Source organism: Pseudomonas sp. yb_5 (assembly GCF_043103865.1).
Lineage (GTDB): Bacteria > Pseudomonadota > Gammaproteobacteria > Pseudomonadales > Pseudomonadaceae > Aquipseudomonas > Aquipseudomonas putida_Y.
In genome coordinates, this window is sequence record NZ_JBICKE010000071.1 from 1 (window position 1) to 16,622 (window position 16,622).

The 16,622-nt window shown below is 63.6% G+C and carries 13 protein-coding genes; 6 read left to right on the top strand and 7 right to left on the bottom strand.

Annotated elements, in window-relative coordinates; genetic code table 11:
- Window positions 1-17 precede the first annotated feature (17 nt).
- Window positions 18-5,066 carry an AAA family ATPase gene (locus ACF8GF_RS10970; protein WP_392487778.1) on the bottom strand — a complete coding sequence of 1,683 codons (5,049 nt, stop codon included), beginning with the start codon at window positions 5,064-5,066 and terminating at the stop codon, window positions 18-20.
- A gap of 238 nt (window positions 5,067-5,304) precedes the next feature.
- On the opposite strand from ACF8GF_RS10970, the gene ACF8GF_RS10975 reads away from it, so the two are divergent.
- Both ACF8GF_RS10975 and ACF8GF_RS10980 read left to right on the top strand, forming a co-directional pair.
- The gene (locus ACF8GF_RS10975; protein WP_176683047.1) at window positions 5,305-6,297 is read left to right on the top strand and encodes a response regulator; all 993 of its coding nucleotides are present in this window, start codon (window positions 5,305-5,307) and stop codon (window positions 6,295-6,297) included.
- Window positions 6,294-6,662: a response regulator transcription factor gene (locus tag ACF8GF_RS10980; RefSeq protein WP_176682849.1), complete on the top strand. Its 369-nt coding sequence runs from the start codon at window positions 6,294-6,296 to the stop codon at window positions 6,660-6,662. Before ACF8GF_RS10975 ends, ACF8GF_RS10980 begins: the two co-directional genes overlap by 4 nt.
- A gap of 64 nt (window positions 6,663-6,726) precedes the next feature.
- On the opposite strand, the gene ACF8GF_RS10985 is transcribed toward ACF8GF_RS10980, so the two are convergent.
- Window positions 6,727-8,217 carry a YifB family Mg chelatase-like AAA ATPase gene (locus ACF8GF_RS10985; protein WP_392487777.1) on the bottom strand — a complete coding sequence of 497 codons (1,491 nt, stop codon included), beginning with the start codon at window positions 8,215-8,217 and terminating at the stop codon, window positions 6,727-6,729.
- Between the two features lie 235 nt (window positions 8,218-8,452).
- Between ACF8GF_RS10985 and ACF8GF_RS10990 the strand changes: the two genes are divergently transcribed.
- Window positions 8,453-10,549 carry a DUF4034 domain-containing protein gene (locus tag ACF8GF_RS10990; RefSeq protein ID WP_392461521.1) on the top strand — a complete coding sequence of 699 codons (2,097 nt, stop codon included), beginning with the start codon at window positions 8,453-8,455 and terminating at the stop codon, window positions 10,547-10,549.
- On the opposite strand, the gene ACF8GF_RS10995 is transcribed toward ACF8GF_RS10990, so the two are convergent.
- Together ACF8GF_RS10995 and ACF8GF_RS11000 are read right to left on the bottom strand one after the other, a co-directional pair.
- On the bottom strand, window positions 10,503-10,856 hold the full coding sequence (locus ACF8GF_RS10995) for a gamma-glutamylcyclotransferase family protein (protein WP_020190994.1): 354 nt from the start codon (window positions 10,854-10,856) through the stop codon (window positions 10,503-10,505). The two genes, ACF8GF_RS10990 and ACF8GF_RS10995, sit on opposite strands and share 47 nt — an antisense overlap.
- Window positions 10,857-11,123 carry an accessory factor UbiK family protein gene (locus ACF8GF_RS11000; protein WP_339533578.1) on the bottom strand — a complete coding sequence of 89 codons (267 nt, stop codon included), beginning with the start codon at window positions 11,121-11,123 and terminating at the stop codon, window positions 10,857-10,859.
- Between the two features lie 535 nt (window positions 11,124-11,658).
- On the opposite strand from ACF8GF_RS11000, the gene glnK reads away from it, so the two are divergent.
- The 3 genes from glnK (at window position 11,659) to sutA (ending at window position 14,134) form a co-directional block, all read left to right on the top strand.
- Complete coding sequence (gene glnK, locus ACF8GF_RS11005; RefSeq protein ID WP_002555808.1) at window positions 11,659-11,997, top strand: P-II family nitrogen regulator; 339 nt, start codon at window positions 11,659-11,661, stop codon at window positions 11,995-11,997.
- Between the two features lie 46 nt (window positions 11,998-12,043).
- The gene (locus tag ACF8GF_RS11010; protein ID WP_176682844.1) at window positions 12,044-13,375 is read left to right on the top strand and encodes an ammonium transporter; all 1,332 of its coding nucleotides are present in this window, start codon (window positions 12,044-12,046) and stop codon (window positions 13,373-13,375) included.
- Between the two features lie 429 nt (window positions 13,376-13,804).
- Complete coding sequence (sutA, locus tag ACF8GF_RS11015; protein ID WP_021783509.1) at window positions 13,805-14,134, top strand: transcriptional regulator SutA; 330 nt, start codon at window positions 13,805-13,807, stop codon at window positions 14,132-14,134.
- A 180-nt stretch (window positions 14,135-14,314) separates the two neighbouring features.
- Here the strand turns inward: sutA and ACF8GF_RS11020 are convergent, their stop codons facing one another.
- Genes ACF8GF_RS11020 through ACF8GF_RS11030 form a run of 3 tightly spaced genes read right to left on the bottom strand, consistent with a single transcriptional unit; the run spans window position 14,315 to window position 16,616 of the window.
- Window positions 14,315-15,010: an HAD family hydrolase gene (locus ACF8GF_RS11020; protein WP_176682843.1), complete on the bottom strand. Its 696-nt coding sequence runs from the start codon at window positions 15,008-15,010 to the stop codon at window positions 14,315-14,317.
- Entirely contained in the window at window positions 15,007-15,906 is a 900-nt protein-coding gene (gene xerC / locus ACF8GF_RS11025; RefSeq protein WP_176682842.1) for a tyrosine recombinase XerC, read from the bottom strand. Before xerC ends, ACF8GF_RS11020 begins: the two co-directional genes overlap by 4 nt.
- Entirely contained in the window at window positions 15,906-16,616 is a 711-nt protein-coding gene (locus ACF8GF_RS11030; protein WP_209969222.1) for a DUF484 family protein, read from the bottom strand. Before ACF8GF_RS11030 ends, xerC begins: the two co-directional genes overlap by 1 nt.
- Between the last annotated feature and the right edge of the window lie 6 nt (window positions 16,617-16,622).

Consider the following 16,622-nt stretch of genomic DNA (forward strand, 5'->3'; position numbering starts at 1 on the left):
GAAGAGGCCGGCACAGGCTATGAGTGACTCACAGGCAGAAAGAAGCGAATCCGGCATCCACCCAACTGCGACACCAGCGCCTGCAACTGCCCGCCGTGGGCCTGAGCCACCGAACTGCAGATCGCCAAGCCCATCCCCATGCCACCGGTCTTGGTGGTATGAAACGCATCGAATATACTCTCCCGCTCGTCCGCCACGATCCCCGGCCCGTTGTCGTCCACGCAGATTTCCACCCCATCCTCGACCACCGCCGATCCAATCTTCAGCACCCCGTCACTGCGATACCCCGCCAATGCTTCCAAGGCATTGGTAATCAGGTTGAACACCAGTTGCTGCAACTGCACCGGGTCGGCTGTCACGCATACCCCGGCTTGTAACAGCGTCTGCACATCCACCTTGCCCCTGGCGGCGTCGGCCGAGGTCAGGCGCACCACCTCGCGGATCAATTCGTCCAGCTTCACCGCCTTGAGTTGCATCGGTGACTGCTTGGCCAGGGACCGCAGCGCCCGCACGATGTTGCCGGCCCGTTCGCTGTCGTTGCGGATATCTTCCAGGCCGGCAATCGCTTCTTCCAGGTCGGGGTTGGCGCGCTTCAGCCAGCGCAGGCTGGCCGCGGCATTGGAAGCGATGCCCAGTAGCGGCTGGCTGATCTCGTGAGCGATGGATGCTGACAGCTCATTCATCGCCTGCAAGTGCGCACTGCGTGCCAGTTCCGCACGCGAGCGGCGCAACTCAGCCTCCATCTGTGCGCGGATCTGGTTTTCCTCGGCCAGACGCGTGTAGAACTTGGCCGTTTGTAGCGATACCGCCGCCTGCGAGGCGAGGATCTCCAGCATGGCCAGGCGCTGACTGCCGAACAGGTTCGGCACAAGGCGGCTTTCCAGGTACACCAGGCCGATCAGCACGCCCTGGATCACCAGCGGCAGGCACAACACCGAGCGGGCGTTGCGTGCCTGCAATTGTTGGCGGAAGGCCTCTGGGCACTCATCAAGGGCATCGTTGAGCACCAGCGGTTTGCGGGTGCGCATGGTGGCGTTGATGACTGACAGCGGCGCCTGGGTCATGAACTTCTGGCAGTTGTCCATGCTCACGTGCAACCCGGCATCGTCGATGTGGGCCAGGGCAGCCATCTGGAATTCGGCCCCGCTTACAATCAGCAACACGCCATGATCGGCACCGGAGTGCTGGGTCAGATGGCCCATCAGGGTTTCGATCAGGCCTTCGAGCAGTACTTCCTCGGACAGCGCCCGCGCAGCTTCGATACCGGCTTCGAGGTCCAGCCTGGCCTGGTGGGTGGCACGATAAGTTTCCTGAACCGGCTGGGTGCGCAGAAACGGATGCAACGTCTCTAGCTGGTGCACCTTGCCGGTCGCGCCCCAGATATGGAAGCAGTCGCGGGCGATACGCAGGTGCAGGTTGGCGCCGGAGATCAGGCCGTTGGGGATGCACACCTCGGCCAGCTGTTCATGGGCCAGTGCCTGCTCGTGGATGAAACCGGCAGCAGTGGCGGCGATCTGCGCCTGGTCGAAGCAGCGGATCGCGGCCAGGCCGTCGCCATCGAGCTTGGCGATCACGCCCTCGATCAGCAACTGCTTGCTGCGGAAGGTGGCCGGGTTGAAGCCGGCCCAGCGGCTGAAGCGCTCGCGCAGGGCCTGTAGCTCGCGCAGCTTGTCGGCAAGGCTGCCGTGGGCTTCGGGGCTGCCCAGGGCCAGGCCGCGGAACAGGTGATAGTCGGCCAGGTTGATGTGCGCCGGTGCCGCCCAGCTGTTGTCACCAGCCAATGCCAGGTCGCGCATGGCCTTCGGGATATTGCCCATGTAAAAGGCGCACATGGCGGCGAACAGATGTTGGAAGAACCGCGTGGTGGCCGACCTCGAGGGTGCGGCCGGGGCTGGGCTGGGTAGGCCGCTCAGGTTGGCGACGAACGCTTGCTGGGCCTGCAGGATCAGCTCGATATCGCGGTAGCCGTGGTGACGCACAGTGGCCAGGCCTTGCGCCACTTCCTCGACCACGTCCGGCAGGTAGCGGCCCATGAACAGCGAGTCTGAAACCAGGTGGTTGCAGGCATAGCAGCTCATCGCCAGGTCACCGCTCAGGCGCGCCGAGTCGACCGCGTCCAGCGCGGTGCGTCGGGCGAATTCCATGGGTGAGGTCCAGGCGCTGACCTGGTCCAGAGCCAGCAGCGCACTGGTCAGATCAGCGTCGAAACCGTGCCGTTCGATCAGCTTGAGCGCGGCCAGGCAACAGGCATGGCCATCATGGTAAGCGCCAAAACGCTCGGCAATCATCACCCCGTACCAGGCCATGCCGTAGGTGCTGCCAGGCGCAACACCGTGCAGTAGCGACATCTCCATGAGCTTGGCCAGGTGCAGGAAGCAGATGTCGTCCTTCACGAAGAACGATGATGAAAGAGTGGCCAACAAGCTGATGGCAACCATCACCTCCTCCGAATCGGTGCGCGGCAGCGACTCCAGGCAATGCCGTCCTTTCTGTTCGACCAGCGCCTGGACATGGGCATGACTGGCCTCGACCTCTTGCCAGTCGATGCCCCGTACCGGGCTTATACCCAGCAAGTCCAGGCCGCTCAGGGCGCTGTCGATGGCTGCCTGATAGTCACCGCGCAAGGTATACAGCAATGCCTGCAGCCGGCACGCTCGTGCCTGGTCCAACACCGAGCGGGCACGCTGTCGGCATTCAGTGAGGCGTGCCTCGGCCGCGACCGTTCGTGACAGTTGCATGTCGCACTCCGTCGCCATGCAGGCGATGGCAAAGCCATGCGTGGCGCGGCTTTCCAGTGTGGCGCTGTGGTGCAACAACTGCTCGGCGGTATGCAGGTAGCCTGCGGTCTGTTCGAAGGCGCCGGCATCGCGTGCGCGTGATGCGGCATCTCGTAAAAGCTGCAGGAACGCTTCGCAATCATCCGCTGCAAACCCGCGGGGGGTGGCACGTTGCAGCTGGCTGGCGAGCTCGAACAGCCCCTCCTGCATGTGGTCTGGCCAAGCCTGGCGCATGGCCAGGGCGATGCGTGCATGCAGCGAGGCGCGCTCGTGTACGGGCGTGAGTGCATAAGCAGCCTCCATCACCCGGTCATGAGTGAAGCCCAAGCCGTTCTGGCCCGGTTGCACGAAACCAGCGCCAATCAAGGCTTTCAACGGTTCGCCTGGCGGTTGGGCAAGCACTTGCCGAAGCAGGCGCTCATCGCAGTGGCTGCCCGCCGCGCTGACGACTCGCAAAAGCTCGCGTTGCGGTGCCGCCAGGCGCCCCAGGCGGTGGACCATCAGGTCGGCGACATTGTCGGAATAGCAGTGCCGGGCCACGGCCTGCAGGCACCAAGACCAGCGCATGGCCTGGGTGTCGAAGATGAACAGCTGGTCCTCGACCATGGCCCTGAGGATCTGGTTGATGAAAAACGGGTTGCCCGCCGTCTTGCCGTGCACCCGTTCGGCCAGTTGAAATGCGTCTTCGGGGGCAACATGGAAGCGCTCGCCAATCAGCTCGGCCACCGCCCCAACGGCCAGCGGCCGCAGGTTCAGCGTGGTGCTGCGCACCGCTGCGGGTATGGCCAGCTGTGCGCTGGTGGTGGGCGTATCGTTGCACCGGGTGAAAATCAGCAGCAGGTTGGCCGGTGCGTCAGCCAGCAGTTGGGCCAGCAGTTGCCGGGTGGCGTCGTCGGCCCATTGCAGGTCGTCGAAGAACAGCACCAGCGGTTGGCCCGGCCGGCTGAAAACCTGCAGGAACTCAATGATCGCGTGCAGTTCCTTGTGCAACGCAAGGCGCGTGGGCTTGGCGGGTAACTGTGGCAGGGGGCCGAGAATCAGTTGCAGGTCCGGGGCCAGCTTGCCGAGCAGACGGCCATGACCTTTGATGCGGCGCAGGATCTCGCGGCGCAGGGTGTCGAGGTCCTGACTGTTCTTGGCCAGCAACTGGGTAGTCAGAGCTCCGAGCACTTCGATCCAGGGCGTGTAGGGCACGGCTTGTGCCTGGCTGTTGCACTTGCCGACGGCCCAGTAACCTTCAGCGTTGGCCTTGAGCGCTGCTTCGACCAGGCTCGACTTGCCCATGCCAGTAGCGCCGTTGATGACCAGGGCTTGTGGTTTGCTGTCGCGATGCAAGGCCTTGAGCAGCAGGGTGATAGCCTTTTGCTCGGCGCCGCGGCCATACAGGCGTGCGTGGCCGGGTGCTACCGGGTCGGCGCAGCCTGGGGTGAAGGGTGCCATGGTTTTGTGGGCGACCCACTGCCGCTGGCAGTGAGCCAAATCCACTGCAAGGGCGCGCGCGCTCTGGTAGCGGGCGTCCGGCTCTTTGGCCAAGGCCTTTGCCAGGATCAGGCTGAGGGGCGGCGGTACGTTGCTGCGCACTTCGCAGGCCGGCCGCGGCTGCGCGCCGGCATGCAGCTGTCGCCAGTGCTGGGTGTCGCGCCCGGCGAGCGGCAGCTCGCCTACCAATAGCTGGTAGAGGATCGCCCCCAGGGCATAGATGTCACTGCGTCGGTCGCAGCTGCTACCGTGCGGGCAAATCTGCTCCGGCGCCAGGTAGGCCCAGTTGCCGAGCGGGGATCCCTGTTCGCTGAACTGCTCTGCCGGGTCGGCGTGAAAGAAGCCCAGGCGCACCTGCTGATGGGCGTGCAGGCACACATGCTCCGGCTGCAGTGTACCGTGCAGCACATTGCGTTCATGCGCTTGCGCCAACGCAAGGGCGGCGTTAACCGCGATGTCGAGAAACGGCTCCAGCGGCGCAGGGCCTTCAGTGATCAGGTCGGCGACTGAGCGCCCGGCCGGGTACACCAGCAATGGGCCTTCGGCCGAGCGCACGAACGCCGAGGGGATCACCGCCCACTGCGGGTCCAGTTGCAGGCGGTAGTCACGTTCCAGGCGCTGACAGGCGGAAGGGGCCTCAAGCGGGGCGCGCACGGCGATCCAGGCCTGGAGTGTGGCCGGGTCACGCAGTCGGAAGTAGCTGAGCTCACCTTCCTTGCCCAGTGCGCTGATCTCGCATCGGTTCAGCCAGCCCTCGTCGATTGACTGGTCGTAATCGATGGGCCTGTGGGCAAGGCGTTCATCGAGCATAAAGCACCCCCGCTAGCGACATCCTGAGGCGCGAGTATACGCAGCGGGCCCAGCATGGATGCGGGTTACAGCCTGCTTGGCAGGAACGGGCACGCTGTTGTCCGTTATCGTCCCCTGAGGGCTGGCGGACTTTTGTATAGTCCTCAGGCCAACCTATCCCTCGGGATAATTGTCTGAATGCGTATGCTGGCTTAGGCTGCCCATGCAGCGAAAACGCCCGTGCCCGCGCGAGGAAGCCATGATCCGAATAGGCAATGCCCTGGTGTCGCTGGAGCGGCGCGAAGTCTTTGTCGACGGCAAGCCGATCCTGTTGGGTGGGCGTGCTTTCGAAGTGCTGGCCACGCTGATCAGGGCCAAGGGCCGCGTGGTCGGCAAGGACGAGCTGTTCAGTCAGGTGTGGGCTGGCACGGTGGTCGAGGACAATAACTTGCAGGTCCAGGTGTCCTTGCTGCGCAAGGCCTTTGGCGACCGCGGCCTGATCCAGACCGTGCCGCGCCGGGGCTACCGTCTGGCCGCGCAGATCAGCCTCGAGGTGCCTGGTCAGGCACTGGGCAGGTCGCTGCTGCGCAGCGTGGCCGAGACTGTCGAGCCGCTCGATGAGCGTGTGAACGTGCCGGTGCTGGTGGTGGATGACGACCCGTCGGTGCGCACCGCTCTGGGCCGGCTGTTGCGTTCGCAGAACATCCCGCATCACTTGTTTGCCAGCGCCGAGGCGCTGTTCGAGGCCCGCCTGGAAACCCCCTGTGCCTGCCTGCTGCTGGACATGCACTTGCCTGGCACAAGCGGCCTGGAGGTACAGGATGCGCTGTGCCGGCTGGCGCTGCCCTGGCCGATCGTGTTCATGACCGGCTTCGGCACCATCCCGATGACCGTTCAGGCCATGCGCGCCGGGGCGGTGGAGTTTCTGACCAAGCCATTCGATGAAGACCAGTTGCTGACCCTGTTGCAGACAGTGCGCGCCCGTGCCGTGGCCGAAGGCCGCAAGTGGCTCCATGCGCGGCAGGTCGAGGAAAAGTACCAGCGCCTGACTCACCGTGAGCGCCAGGTCTTCTCGCTGGTGGTCGGCGGCTTGTCGCACAAGCAGATCGCCAGGCAGATCGGCACCAGCGAGGTGACGACCAAGGTGCACAAGAAGAACATCATGAACAAAATGCAGTCCCGCTCGCTGCTGGAGCTTGCGGCCATGCACAACCTCCTCGGAGCGCGGTCTGCGAGCCTGGGCGGCGCATGAGCAGAGGGGTGTGCATCGTCGACGACGATGCCTCGGTGCGCAAAAGCCTGGCCAACCTGCTGCGCTCGGCGGGGTTCGAGACCTTGTCGTTTTCCGCCGGGGACGCATTTCTGGCCTCGCCATTGGCGGGCGAGGCAGGCTGTGTGCTGCTGGACCTGAGGATGCCGGGGATGAGCGGGCTGGAGGTACAGCGTGAGCTGGCACAGCGGGGGTGGCGCTTGCCGGTGATCTGCATGTCGGCACATTGGGACGATGGCTCGGTACGGGCAGCGATGGGCCTTGGGGCACTGGCCTGCCTGGGCAAGCCGTTTTCTGAAGAGGTGCTGCTGAGGGTGGTTGAAGAGGCTTTGGCTGGCTGTCAGTGAGGTATGGCTGTGCCGGCCTCTTCGCGGGTGAACCCGCTCCTACAGGGCATCCAGCCCTGGCAATCTAACTGCTCCCCGGCCGGTACTGCAGGGCCTCGGCCAGGTGCGCCCGGCCAATCGTCTCGCATCCCTCCAGGTCCGCCAACGTCCGCGCCACCTTCAACAATCGGTGCGCCGCCCGTAGCGACAAGGTCAGCCGCTCGCAGGCCCCTTCCAGCCAGACTTGGTCCGCCGCTACCAACCCACAGTGATGCCTTAAACCTTCAAGGTCTAGAAATGCATTCGCACACCCTTGTCGCCTGTGCTGCAGCTCCCGCGCTTCAGCTACCCTGACGGCGACATCGGCACTGGTTTCACCGCAGGGCTGGTTGTTCAGCGTAGTGTTTTCGCGAGCCACGGTCAGGTGCAGGTCGATGCGGTCCAGCAGTGGCCCGGAAAGTTTGTTGCGATAGCGCGCGATCTGCTCGGTGCTGCAGCGGCAGCGGCCAGTGGGGTCGCCCAGGTAGCCGCAAGGGCAGGGGTTCATCGCCGCCACCAGCTGGAAGCGCGCGGGGAAACGCACCTTGTCGCGGGCACGGGCAATCACGATTTCACCTGACTCCAGTGGCTCGCGAAGCACTTCCAGTACGCGCCGCTCAAACTCCGGAAGTTCGTCGAGAAACAACACGCCGTGATGGGCGAGCGTGATTTCACCTGGTTGCGGTCGGCTACCGCCACCGACCAGCGCCGGGCCGGACGCAGAGTGATGGGGGTGGCGAAAGGGTCGCTGTGGCCAGCTGTTCAGCGGCGCTTTCCCGCTGACCGACTGGATTGCCGCCACCTCCAGCGCTTCGTGCTCGTCCAGTGGTGGCAGCAGCCCGGGCAGGCGGCTGGCGAGCAAGGTCTTGCCGGTGCCGGGCGGCCCGGTGAACAGCAGGTTGTGCGCACCGGCCGCAGCCAGCAGCAAGGCACGCTTGGCTGCCAGTTGGCCCTGCACTTCGCTCAGGTCCGGGTAGGGGCGTTGCTGCAGGATCAGGCCGTTGGCAGCGTAGGGCGGCAGCGGCACCTGGCCGTTCAGGTGGGCGACCAACTCCAGCAGGTGGCCCACCGCATACACCACCAACCCGCCGGCCAGGCTGGCTTCCTCGGCATTTTCCCGTGGTACCACCAGCGCCCGGCCTGCTTCGCGTGCCGCCAGTGCCGCAGGCAGCACGCCCTGCACCGGGCGCAATTTCCCCGACAGCGCCAGTTCGCCCAGGCATTCCATATCGGCCAGGGTGGCAATCGGCACCTGGCCGTCGGCGGCGAGGATGCCCAGGGCGATGGCCAGGTCATATCGGCCGCCATCCTTGGGCAGGTCGGCGGGGGCGAGGTTCTGGGTAATGCGCCGCTGTGGGTACTTCAGCCCGGAGTTGACGATGGCGCTGCGCACCCGGTCCTTGCTTTCCTTGACCGTGGTTTCCGGCAGGCCGACCAGGGTGAGATGAGGCAGGCCGTTGGCCAGGTGGGTTTCGACGCTGACCGCCGGTGCCTGCACGCCAACCTGGGCGCGGCTGTGGACGAGGGCTAGGGACATGAACACTCCGTTGTTGCTGGAAAATGCCGCTTCCTGCGGCTGGGCAAAGCATAGCCAGTGCTGCCATGGCTGGCGCAACAAGTGTGCGTCGTGGTTTTTCAGGGCAGGGGTTTTCCCTGCGTTTTCATGGGCTTCGGCAAAAATGGATCCAATAGGCTTTGCGCAGTCGTCAGGTATGACTTAGTGTTGTTGGGCAACCGCAGTTGCCATGGGATGGCACTGCGTCTTCTTTCAAATGGACTTGAGGTATTGCTCCGTGCAAACGCTCACCTGCACGCACCAGGCAATTCGCGAACTGGTGCAGGCCAGTGCATTCGTTGAACTCAACCGCTTTTTCGACAGGCTCGAGGCTCAGTGGCGTCAGGCCCCGACCGGCGAGTTCCCGGCCTACCTGGCGGCCATTGAAGGGCACATGCTGCTCGACCAGGAAAACCAGAGTGACAGGGCCCTGAGCCAAGTGCTCAGAGCCTGGATTGACGCCTGCCCCAGGGCATATCACCCACAAGTGGTAATGGGTATGCACTGCTTCCACCGGGCCTGCCAGGTGCAGGTTGGTGGCCAACGCAACGCTGCACGCTTGCTGGCTGTCGCGCAAATTTGTGAATCCGCCAGCGCGCACCTGTTGCGTGCAATGGACCGCTCTGCTCACCCCGTGGCAGCGGCCATTGGCATGCTGCGCATCAGTGCGCAGTTCCATGAGCCTGGTTGGTTGCTGCAACTGTTTCAGGGGGAGCCCGCACGTTTCAGGCCCAGTGCCCATGCCGATGTAGAGGTGCAGGAAGCTGCAGCGCCGTTGCTGGTGAAGCATGGGTTGTTGCCCTTGGCCGAGCTTCCTCAGGCGCTGCCGCTCTGCCTGGGCAGGCGGGTCGAACATGAAAACGAAGACCCTCGCTATTTTTGGCTGCGCCATGCGCTGATCGCTCGCCCCGGTTGCTTCGAGGCGATCCAGGCCCTTGCTGTTTACCTGCTGCCCCATTGGGGCGGCAGCCTTGATGCGTTCGAGCTGTTGGTCAATGGCCCGTTGTGCGTAGCCTGGGACGAGCGCTTGCGTAATGCGCTGCGCTGGATGGCCGTCGAAGGCCGCCTGATGCTGCCACAGGCTGACCCGTTGCAGGCCGTCGCCGACTGGCAGCAGGTGGTCGAAGACTGGTTAGAGCGCCCGTTAAGGCCCAGAGAGCGTGCCGTCGTTCTGGCATGGCGGGGGTCGTTGCGCAGCAGGGCATTGGGCGACCATGCTGGCGCTATGCGCGATTTTGCCGCGAGCTTGGCGTGCAATGCCGATCTCGGCGCCATCCGCGCCATGGGCGTGCCTTTTCGCTGTTTGGCCGAGCTGATACTGCGCGATGGCATGGCAGATGAGAAGCAACTGTTACACGGCGCCATTGAGCGCCTGTGTGACGGCCGTTCACATGCTGCTGCCTGTGCATTGCGCGCGGCCGGGCACCGTTTCGGGCTGTGGGCGCTGCCACGCTCGGCCGAGCAGGCAAGGCTATGGTTGCAACGGGCGGTGAATCGCCAGTGTGCGGGCCAGGCACCGGGGTTCGAAGTGCTTGAAGTGGCACGGTTGCTGTGGGCAGCCAACCGGCATGAAGTGGCCTGCTACCTGTATGAACGCTGCGCCGAACTGAACCTGCCGGGTGCTGCCTTGGCCTTGTACGAGCTGCACCACGGCGGCCTGGCCAACACCCCGGCGCATTACCTGGATGATGAAGCAGCCGGGTATTGGCTGCAGCGTGCGGTGGAGGCAGGTAGCAGGCAGGCCAAGTACAATCTGGCCTGCCTGCGCATGGATGGCGATGAGGATTTGAACGAGCGCAGTGCCATGCTGGCGGTCAGGCGCCTGCTTGTCGACGCGCTGGGCAACGCGCAGATCAACGCGCGTGCGCGTTTGCATCTGGGAATTTTGTTACGCCGGTTTGGTGAGACGCAGGAGCGGACCGAGGCGGTTGCTTACCTGTTGAGCCTGGTCGAGCACCCGGACCTGCGGCTTGCCGGGCGTGCCTGCGCCGAACTGGGGCTGGCCTGGATGCAGGGGCGCGGCACCCGCAAGCAAAGCCGCTTTGCCGCCATCGAATGGGTCAAGCGAGCGGCCAGCTTGCAGCCACGGGATACGGCCATTGGTGATATCCAGGCCGAGATCCTCAATTCGCGCAATCGGGTGAAGACGCTGTTTACTCAGTGCGGGGCGGCGTTGTTCCGCGGCACACTGCATGCAAGTGAGCTACCACCGAAACAGGCCTTTACCCACACCGAGTCGTTGCGGGTTCAGCCTGCATCGGACCGTCTCAGGCACGTACATAAACCCAGGCTGTCAGGCCCGATGCAAGGGTGACGGCGACGCGCTTGTAGTCGGCAACTTCATAGCGGTCCGCTGCAGCCAGTTCGTCTTCGCTGATCTGAAAGACCATGCCGGCCACGCTGTCGTTCGCCTGGCTGCTGGGGGAAACGATGGGGTGATGGGACTTGCCGCTGGTCGCCAGTACGCCTGGGTCGGTGATCTCGACCCAATCCAGGCGGTAGCCCGGCATGCGGTCGGCCTGACCGTTCAGCTCACGGCCAAAGTTGGCCAGTTGCACGGCTTTATCCTGCAAGGTGCCGTAGGAAAACAACAGTACCGGGTATGCGCTGGAGGGTTGCATTCACTCATCCTGTGAGGGTGGGTTCAGCCGGGCTTCCAGCTCGGCTACCTGTTTTTCCAAGGCCTCAAGGCGTGCGCGGGTACGCGCCAGTACGACCATCTGGCTGTCGAATTCGTCACGGCTGACCAGATCCAGCTTGCTGAAGGCACCTTGCATCAACACTTTGAACTGGCTTTCCAGTTCCGCACGGGGCTGGGCGGCATCGCTGCTGAACAGGCGCGAGGCCTGGTCGCTCAGGGCATCGAGAAGGGCTTTGGGCGCGAGCATGGGGCTGTCCACTGAAACGGAGAAATGGCCGCCAGTGTAGCACGCACAAACCTGGCGCCTGAGTGCACATTGGCCTTCGCAGGAGCGGGTTTACCCGCGAAGAAGACACCGCGGTGGATGGCACGGGCTTCGCCCGTGTTCGCGGGCAAGCCCGCTCCCACAGGATGGCGCCAACTTTTAGAAATTGAGCAAGACAGTTGCTCCCACAAAAGAATGATCTGCGGTTTCTAATCCGTTGCACATTTTTCGCGCAACGTGTCCCGCCGCTGCGCACCGAAATTGTGCATGTTTCCCATGCTGGCGACTGGCCAATCCCGACCAAATCACATAACGCTCTGTTTTTCGGCACTTTGTCGGAACTGGCAAGGATTCTGCAAAGACCTGTACGAGCCATGCACTGAAGCAGTTCCTTGTGACCAGGCAGTGCGCACGCGGAGCCGGGTGCCGACGACGCGTTACAAAGCCAACCGCTGCGCTTAGACTTGAGACGGGTTTGTTTTCCTGGGGCAAGTCCACCAAATCGGGAGAGAGTTTCATGAAGCTAGTCACAGCCATCATCAAGCCGTTCAAGCTGGACGACGTACGCGAGTCGCTGTCGGAAATCGGCGTGCAGGGCATCACCGTCACCGAAGTCAAAGGTTTCGGTCGGCAGAAGGGCCACACCGAGCTGTATCGCGGTGCTGAATATGTGGTTGATTTCCTGCCCAAGGTGAAGATCGATGTCGCCATCGATGACAAGGACCTTGATCGGGTAATCGAAGCCATCACCAAGGCAGCCAACACCGGCAAGATCGGTGACGGCAAGATTTTCGTGGTGAATCTGGAGCAGGCGATCCGCATCCGTACCGGCGAAACCGATACCGACGCGATCTAAGCAGCAACAAAGCCTCACCAAACCCAACGCCCCAGGAGAAAACAACATGACTCTGCGTAAGATCGCAGGGCTAGGAGCCCTATTGTCCCTCGTAATGCCCGGGCTTGCCCTGGCAGAGGAAGCTGCCCCAGCGCTGAACTCCGGCGACACCGCCTGGATGCTGACCGCAACGGCGCTGGTGCTGTTCATGACCATTCCGGGCCTGGCCCTGTTCTATGGCGGCATGGTGCGTTCCAAGAACGTGCTGTCGGTGATGATGCAGTGCTTTGCAATTACCGGCCTGATGAGCATTCTCTGGGTCGTCTACGGCTACAGCATGGCCTTCGATACCGCCGGTATGGAAAAGGGCGTGCTCAACTTCAACTCTTTCGTTGGCGGCTTCTCCAAGGCCTTCCTCAGCGGTGTCACGCCTGACAGCCTGACCTCGGCCACCGCGCTGTTCCCTGAAGCGGTGTTCATCACCTTCCAGATGACTTTCGCCATCATCACCCCGGCGCTGATCGTCGGCGCCTTTGCCGAACGCATGAAGTTCTCGGCGATGCTGGTATTCATGGGCATCTGGTTCACCCTGGTGTATGCGCCGATCGCACACATGGTGTGGAGCGGTGACGGTGCCCTGATGTGGGACTGGGGCGTACTGGACTTCGCTGGCGGCACCGTGGTGCACATCAACGCCGGTATCGCAGGCCTGGTCTGCTGCCTGGTACTGGGCAAGCGCAAAGGCTACCCGACCACCCCGATGGCCCCGCACAACCTCGGCTATACCCTGATGGGCGCGGCGATGCTGTGGATCGGCTGGTTCGGCTTCAACGCAGGCTCTGCTGCTGCTGCCAACGGCACTGCCGGGATGGCCATGCTGGTCACTCAGATCGCTACCGCCGCCGCCGCACTGGGCTGGATGTTCGCCGAGTGGATCGGTCACGGTAAGCCAAGTGCGCTGGGCATCGCCTCGGGCGTGGTGGCTGGCCTGGTCGCCATCACCCCGGCTGCGGGCACCGTCGGGCCGATTGGCGCGCTGATTATCGGCCTGGTTTCGGGTGTGGTCTGCTACTTCTGCGCCACCACGCTCAAGCGCAAACTCGGCTATGACGATTCGCTGGACGCCTTCGGCGTGCACGGTGTTGGCGGCATCATCGGAGCCATCCTCACGGGTGTGTTCGCGGCCCCGGCGCTGGGCGGCTTCGGTACTGTCACCGACATCGGCATGCAAGTCTGGATCCAGGCCAAAGGTGTGATTTTCACCGTGGTCTACACCGCCATCGTCACCTACGTGATCCTCAAGGTGCTGGATGTGGTGATGGGCCTGCGGGTCAACGAAGAAGAAGAGTCGGTCGGCCTCGACCTGGCTCAGCACAACGAACGCGGCTACAACCTGTAACTGCGACGCGGTAAAAACTTGCCCGGCTTGCCGGGCATTTTTTTGCCAGTTTTTCAGCATTTCCCGCACGGCAAACGGTTTATTCGACACGTTCGTGACGTAGGTAAAAAACTTACAAGTCGCAGGGCGTTTATGGTGCTTTGCTTTTTCCACGGGCGCGCTAGAATGCGCGCCGAAGGGTGTTTGACGAGTAGTCCACACACTTCGCCAGCCTTTGCTAGGCTTGCCAATAGCGTGTGGCCAGCAGGGGCTAATGGATTTGTCAGGTCCTGCCAGGAGCAGGGCCTGCTGGGTACCGCCTCCCATCAGGAGTGCCGACCCAAGGGCAGTGGCCTAACCCACGGCCAGTTGAATTTTCACTGGTGGCTGCCGGTCTACGGCTGCACTGGTCTATAACCAACCTGCTTTTCGCAAGTCATGAGGTAGAACATGAGCGACGACGATCTGGAAAATGATGACCTCGAAGTAGGCGACGAAGACGAGGGTGATGAGGGCCTCGAGGCGGCGGCTGATGATGGCGTGGAAGACGCTGGCGATGATGACAGCAGCCCGGCACCCGTTGCCAAGGGCAAATCCAAGGCAGCAGTCTCGGTAGACGAGATGCCGAGCATGGAAGCCAAGCAGAAAGAGCGTGATGCACTGGCCAAGGCGATGGAAGAATTCCTTTCTCGCGGCGGCAAGGTGCAGGAAGTCGAGGCCAACGTGGTCGCCGACCCGCCCAAGAAGCCAGACAACAAGTACGGCAGCCGCCCTATCTGAGTGGCTGATCGCAAAAAAGCCCGCCGTCGCTGCGGGCTTTTTTATGCCTGTGGGTTTTGTGTTGCCTGTTCCGGCCTCTTCGCGGGCATGCCCGCTCCCACAGGTACACCACAGGGTTCAGGACCTGCGCGGTCCCTGTGGGAGCGGGCGTGCCCGCGAATGGGCCGCAAAGCGGCCCCGTCAGCGCCAGCGCGCAAGCACGTCAGGTAGTTGCGACAGGCGCTGGATCTCGGCATCCGGCGCCTGTTCGCCAGCCCAGGTCTTGCCCTGCGGGTTGAACCACACCGCGCGCAAACCGGCGCGCTGGGCACCGGCAATGTCATCGCCAGGGTGATCGCCGATGTGCACCGCCGCACCCGCATCCACCTCGCCACGGCGTAGCGCTTCGAGGAACGGCGCCGGGTCTGGCTTGCCAATGCCCAGGTCCTCGGCGCACAGGGCAAAGCGGAAATAATCGGCCAGCCCCAGCCGGCTGACGTCGGCATTGCCGTTGGTGACCACGCCCAGGATGTATTGATGGCGCAAGATCTCAAGCACCGGCTGCACCTCTGGGAAGATCTCCACCTGGTGGCGGGCATGCAGGAACACTTCGAAGCCCTCGTTGGCCAGCGCTTGCGCGTGCTGCTCGCTGTAGCCGACCTCTTCCAGGGCATGGAACAGCACGCGCCTGCGCAGGGCGCTGATGCGGTGCTTGAGGCCGGGCTCTGCTTGCACCAGGCGCTCGCGGATGGCGAACAGGTGCTCCACCGGTATGCTGCCGAGGGTTGGTGCGTTGGCCTCGAGCCAGTCGCGCAGCACGACTTCCGCGGTGGCAATCACCGGCGCGGTGTCCCACAGGGTGTCGTCGAGGTCGAAGGTGATCAGCTTGATGCTCATGAGTCTGTGCCTTTGCTGCGTTTGGCCCGAGGGTGGGCGCTGTCGTACACCGCGGCCAGGTGCTGGAAGTCCAGGTGGGTGTAGATTTGCGTCGTGCTGATGTCGGCATGGCCGAGCATCTCCTGCACCGCGCGCAGGTCCTGGGATGATTCCAGCACATGGCTGGCGAAGGAATGGCGAAGCATGTGCGGGTGCAGGTGTTGGCCCAGCTCACGCTCACCGGCGGCCTTTACCCGCAGCCGAACGGCCCGGGGGCTGATGCGATTGCCCTGGCGGGTAATGAACACTGCACGGTCGCGTGGGTTGCCGATGCCGCGCAAACGGTACCAGGCCTGCAACGCCTCGCGAGCCTTGCGACCCACCGGCAGTACGCGGGCTTTTCCACCCTTGCCCAGTACCTGCACCAGGCCGGCGGCGAGGTCGAGGTGATCAAGATCGAGGTTGGTCAGCTCGGACAGGCGCAGGCCCGAGGAATAGAACAGTTCGAGGATCGCCTGGTCACGCCGGGCGATGAAGTCGTCGTCCACGCCGCCATCGAGCAGCTGCAGTGCGCGGTCGGTATCCAGTACCTTGGGCAGCCGACGCTCGCCTTTGGGCGCGCTCAGGCCGGTGGCCGGGTCGTGCTGGCACAGGCCTTCGCGGTTGAGGTAGCGGTACAGGCCGCGCACTGCCGACAACAGGCGTGCCAGGCTGCGCGGGGACTGGCCATGGTGGTGCAAGCGAGCGACCAACTGGCGCAGTTGCTGAATTTGCAGCGCCTGCCAGTCGGCAATGCCGTGCTCTTCGCAGTAGGCGATGACTTTTTCCAGGTCGCGACGGTAGCCCAGCGAGGTGTGCTCCGACACTTGGCGCTCGTTGCGCAGGTGTGCGCAATAAGCCTCCAGCTGGCGTTTCATCAGCGTACCGAGCGCAGGGTCTGGGTAACGCGTGGCACAACGCGGCCGAGCACCTCGGCGATATAGCCGAGGAAAAGGGTGCCGACGCTGCTCTTGTAGTGTTGCGGGTCGCGGCTACCGATGGCCAGCACCCCGTGCAGCCCTTGGTACTCAAGAGCTGCCACGGCGCTGGAGCCCACTTCCTGGCGCTGTTCTTCACCGAACAGGAAAGCCAGCTCGTGCTCGCGCAGGTTGCCACTGACTGTCTTGCCACCGCCCAGCAGGGCACCGATGGCTTGCTGCGCCTCGGCATTGCTGACCCAGCGCCCCACCGGCGCGACGTTGTCGCCGAACAGGATCAGGCTGACGAAGGGCACCTGGAATTCCTGGCGCAGGCTGTCTTCGACCGCCATTACCACTTCTTCCAGGCTGCCGGCATCGAGCAGGTCAAGGATCAGCCGGCGGGTCTTGTCGAACAGCCGGTCATTGTCGCGGGCCACGTCCATCAGTTGCGACAGGCGATGGCGCATTTCGATGTTGCGGTCACGCAGCAGCTTGAGCTGGCGTTCCACCAGCGACACGCTGTCACCTCGCTGGTGCGGGATGTGCTGTTCGATCAGCAGCTCGTCGTGCTCGGCGAAGAAGGTAGGGTGGGCGCGCAGGTAGGCGACCACCGCTTCGGCATCGAGCTCGGCGGACTGCTTGGGTACAACCTTGGGCTGATCGGTCATGGCGGT

Bases quoted from the DNA above. Each gene is read 5' to 3' on its own strand.
- ACF8GF_RS10970 (WP_392487778.1), bottom strand. From the start codon at position 5,066: ATGCTCGATGAACGCCTTGCCCACAGGCCCATCGATTACGACCAGTCA.
- ACF8GF_RS10975 (WP_176683047.1), top strand. From the start codon at position 5,305: ATGATCCGAATAGGCAATGCCCTGGTGTCGCTGGAGCGGCGCGAAGTC.
- ACF8GF_RS10980 (WP_176682849.1), top strand. From the start codon at position 6,294: ATGAGCAGAGGGGTGTGCATCGTCGACGACGATGCCTCGGTGCGCAAA.
- ACF8GF_RS10985 (WP_392487777.1), bottom strand. From the start codon at position 8,217: ATGTCCCTAGCCCTCGTCCACAGCCGCGCCCAGGTTGGCGTGCAGGCA.
- ACF8GF_RS10990 (WP_392461521.1), top strand. From the start codon at position 8,453: ATGGACTTGAGGTATTGCTCCGTGCAAACGCTCACCTGCACGCACCAG.
- ACF8GF_RS10995 (WP_020190994.1), bottom strand. From the start codon at position 10,856: ATGCAACCCTCCAGCGCATACCCGGTACTGTTGTTTTCCTACGGCACC.
- ACF8GF_RS11000 (WP_339533578.1), bottom strand. From the start codon at position 11,123: ATGCTCGCGCCCAAAGCCCTTCTCGATGCCCTGAGCGACCAGGCCTCG.
- glnK (WP_002555808.1), top strand. From the start codon at position 11,659: ATGAAGCTAGTCACAGCCATCATCAAGCCGTTCAAGCTGGACGACGTA.
- ACF8GF_RS11010 (WP_176682844.1), top strand. From the start codon at position 12,044: ATGACTCTGCGTAAGATCGCAGGGCTAGGAGCCCTATTGTCCCTCGTA.
- sutA (WP_021783509.1), top strand. From the start codon at position 13,805: ATGAGCGACGACGATCTGGAAAATGATGACCTCGAAGTAGGCGACGAA.
- ACF8GF_RS11020 (WP_176682843.1), bottom strand. From the start codon at position 15,010: ATGAGCATCAAGCTGATCACCTTCGACCTCGACGACACCCTGTGGGAC.
- xerC (WP_176682842.1), bottom strand. From the start codon at position 15,906: ATGAAACGCCAGCTGGAGGCTTATTGCGCACACCTGCGCAACGAGCGC.
- ACF8GF_RS11030 (WP_209969222.1), bottom strand. From the start codon at position 16,616: ATGACCGATCAGCCCAAGGTTGTACCCAAGCAGTCCGCCGAGCTCGAT.